The following is a 1,699-nucleotide window of genomic DNA, read 5'->3' as shown; positions in this document are numbered from 1 at the left end:
GTCTTTTCCTAACCTTGTCTTGTCATGCGGGCCCCAAGCCCAAGTATCCGTTCAGGTCACAAGAAAAGACGGAGGCGACCATACTCAGCGACGGTCCACGACGACCAAGAGGGGAACGGTCCGACCTCCGCCGCTGCCCGGCATGAATGCCGTGCCGGGCAGCTATTCCAGCTTCGCACAGGAACTCCTCAATTCATAAGACAAGAGGGGCGCAGGCTGCCGTTGAAGGACGCGATGTACCCGTTCTGCTGCGGCTTGCCCGGGTCGATGTAATGCCACTCGACGTTGTTGACGTTGGCCCACTTCAGAATAGCCTTACTGGTGAATTCAGTGCCATTGTCGCCGACAATGCAGGCTGGTTTTCCATAGATCCTGACCAAAGCATCCAACTCACGTGCAACCCGCGCTCCGGAGATGCTAGTATCGGGGACGAGACACAGATTTTCGCGGCAGCAATCGTCGTTGACCGCCAAAATGCGGAACTTACGGCAGGCTCCGAACGTGTCAGACAGGAAGTCCAACGATCCCGTTGCCCTCTCGCGGTTTGCCCGCAAACCGCGAGAGGGGGCGTTGGTTCGGGCGCAACGGGACGGGCATTGGCGTGCGGCTGCCTCGCGCCCGTTTGCGGCCGCGTCTGCGCCGAACAGACAGGCCCTCTTCCCGGTAAATCCGCCTTTCGGCGTTTGAAGTCAAACGCCTATCGGCCAATGGGTAAAGCTTCTTTTCGTTCATAATCATGCCCACGCGCTCCAGCAGGACGCCAATGCGCCGATAGCCAAATAGGCGCCGCTTCTCAGCGATCTTGTTCATTTCCTTGCGGATCTCCGGATTGTCAGGCGGGTGATCTCGCCGCACCGTCTTCGGATCAACCCCGATCAGGACGCAGGCCCGGCGTTGAGAGATCAAATGACCCTTCATCGCCTGCAGCACCGCATCCCGCCGTTGCATCGGGGTTGTTAAGGCTTTCCCAGCAAATCCTTCAGCACAACATTATCCAGCATCACATCCGCCACCAAGCGCTTGAGCTTACTGTTCTCGCCCTCAAGCTGCTTCAGGCGTTTGGCATCGGACAAGTCCATCCCGCCGTATTTGGCCTTCAGCTTGTAGAATGTCGCAGGACTCAATCCATGCTTCCGGCACAGGTCAGCTGTCGGCAAACCGGCCTCCTGTTCTTTAATCATCCCGATAATCTGCGCATCGGTAAAACGGCTTTTCCTCATTCGTCTGCTCCTTCAGGGTGGGGCAGACTCTACACTAAACTGAGGGAACTTCCGGGGGGCAGGTCACAGGCTTTATTTGGTGCGAGAGACCCCAGCTCATTCGTCGCGAACGGCCCTTGGACGAAGCCGCTTCGCGGCATTGGTGCATTTGGCTAATGGCGTGACACGCCCCCAAAGTGGTGCGCATTTTGCGTTTTGACCGACCTGCCTGACGATTGGGGTCTTCTCAATCATCAGACAGGAGGTTCCCATGACAGAAGAGAAAGTAACCCCGCTGCGCCAGCGGATGATCGAAGACATGCGCATCCGTGGAATGGGGGACAAGGCGCAGAAGTCCCACATCCGTGCGATCAAGGATTTCGCCGTTTTCCTCGGACGATCACCCGACACGGCGACGCCAGAGGACCTGCGCGCATATCAGCTCCACATGTCGGATACCGGGGTGACCCCGTCGACCTTCAACACGCGCATCGTGGCGC

At 58.0% G+C, this 1,699-nt stretch carries 1 protein-coding gene and 1 pseudogene; one reads left to right on the top strand and one right to left on the bottom strand.

All coding sequences use genetic code 11. The features are described from left to right. Positions 1–197 precede the first annotated feature (197 nt). Positions 198–1,220 (bottom strand): annotated as a pseudogene (locus AKU79_RS02980) (IS3 family transposase); the annotation flags it as partial. Positions 1,221–1,470: 250 nt separating this feature from the next. Here AKU79_RS02980 and AKU79_RS02970 point away from each other — a divergent pair. After that, on the top strand, positions 1,471–1,699 hold a 229-nt coding region (locus AKU79_RS02970), incomplete at its 3' end, for a site-specific integrase (RefSeq protein ID WP_197087203.1).

The organism is Pseudorhodobacter wandonensis (genome assembly GCF_001202035.1).
In the GTDB taxonomy this organism is placed as follows: Bacteria; Pseudomonadota; Alphaproteobacteria; order Rhodobacterales; family Rhodobacteraceae; genus Pseudorhodobacter; species Pseudorhodobacter wandonensis.
Note: the sequence above shows the minus strand (reverse complement) of the source record. Positions and strands in the feature narration are given on the sequence as shown.